This is a genomic window from Microbacterium umsixpiens, from assembly GCF_053543675.1.
In genome coordinates this window covers 7,935-9,136 of record NZ_JBLVOH010000157.1, presented here as the reverse complement: position 1 = coordinate 9,136, position 1,202 = coordinate 7,935, and the positions used below count along the sequence as shown (strand labels likewise).

2 protein-coding genes are annotated in these 1,202 nt (G+C 72.8%); both read left to right on the top strand.

Translation table 11 applies throughout. The annotated features are described in order from the left end of the window. A partial coding sequence (locus ACNPM4_RS15650; protein ID WP_448986290.1) for a winged helix-turn-helix domain-containing protein occupies positions 1-500 on the top strand: 500 nt, incomplete at its 5' end. Next, positions 497-1,174 carry a sirohydrochlorin chelatase gene (locus tag ACNPM4_RS15645; RefSeq protein ID WP_262000966.1) on the top strand — a complete coding sequence of 226 codons (678 nt, stop codon included), beginning with the start codon at positions 497-499 and terminating at the stop codon, positions 1,172-1,174. The genes ACNPM4_RS15650 and ACNPM4_RS15645, both read left to right, overlap by 4 nt. The last annotated feature ends 28 nt before the right edge of the window (positions 1,175-1,202 follow it).

Below are 1,202 nucleotides of genomic sequence, written 5' to 3'. Positions count from 1 at the left end.
CCGAGTGGGTCCGGACGGCCGTCCGTGCCGGGGCTCTGGAGTCGATCCGGCGCAGAGCCGCGTCCGGGCGCCTGCTGCTGGCCGCCGTCGGGCCGATCACGGCCGCCCCACTCGCGGATGCCGGGCTCACCGCCACCCTGGCCGCACGTGGACGCCTGGGCTCGCTGGTGCGCTGCGTGGTCGACCACTACGCGTCGGGTGCCGCCCCGCGGCTGCACACGGCTCTCGGCGCGATGGAGATGCGCAGCCGCGGTGTGCTGATCGACGGCGCGTTCGTTCCGCTCTCCCGCGCCGGAGCGGGCATCCTGAGCGAGCTCTTCGATGCCGCCGGACGCGTGCTCTCGCGGGAGGAGCTGGGACTCGCGTTGCCCCGAGGAGGCGAGAGCGCCCACGCCGTCGAGATGGCGGTCGCCCGGCTGCGCGAGGCTCTGGGCGGCGCTGCGGCGATCCAGACCATCGTCAAACGCGGTTACCGACTCACCGTGGAGGAACCCCGATGACCACCCTGGTCGCCTGCTCCCACGGCACGGATTCCCCCGCAGGACGCCGCACGGTCGAAGACATCGTCGATCTCGTGCGCGCACGTATTCCGGGCACCCGTGTCGTCCAGGCCTTCGTCGACGTGCAGGAACCGGCGGTGCCCGAGGTCGTCGAACAGGAACATCTCGACGATGACGTCGTCGTGGTGCCGCTGCTGCTCTCGGTGGGTTTCCACACCGCGGTCGACATCGCGCGCGCGGTCCGTCCGTATGACGGCGTGCGGCAGGGGGAGCCCTTGGGCACCCATCCGCTCATCGCCGAGGTCCTGCGCGCGCGGCTGCGTACGGCGGTGCACGACCGCTGGCTTCCGGGCGATCACGTCGTGCTCGCGGCGGCGGGCTCCAGCAACCCTGCGGCGGTCGCCGATGTCACCACGGCGGCCGCGCACCTCGCCGACCTGATCCCGGTGCCGGTCACGATCGGTTACGCGTCGGCGATCGAGCCCCGCATCGCGGACGCCGTGAGCTTCGCGCGCGAGCGAGGAGCCTCCCGGGTGATCGCCGCGAGCCATGTCCTCGCGCCGGGGTACTTCGCCGGTCTCGTCGAGAGATCCGGAGCGGACCTGGTCTCGGCACCGCTCGGGGCGGACCCGCGCATCGCCGAGGTCATCGTCGAGCGCTTCCGCTCCGCCTGACCCGGAGCGCACCCGGAGCGCATACGGA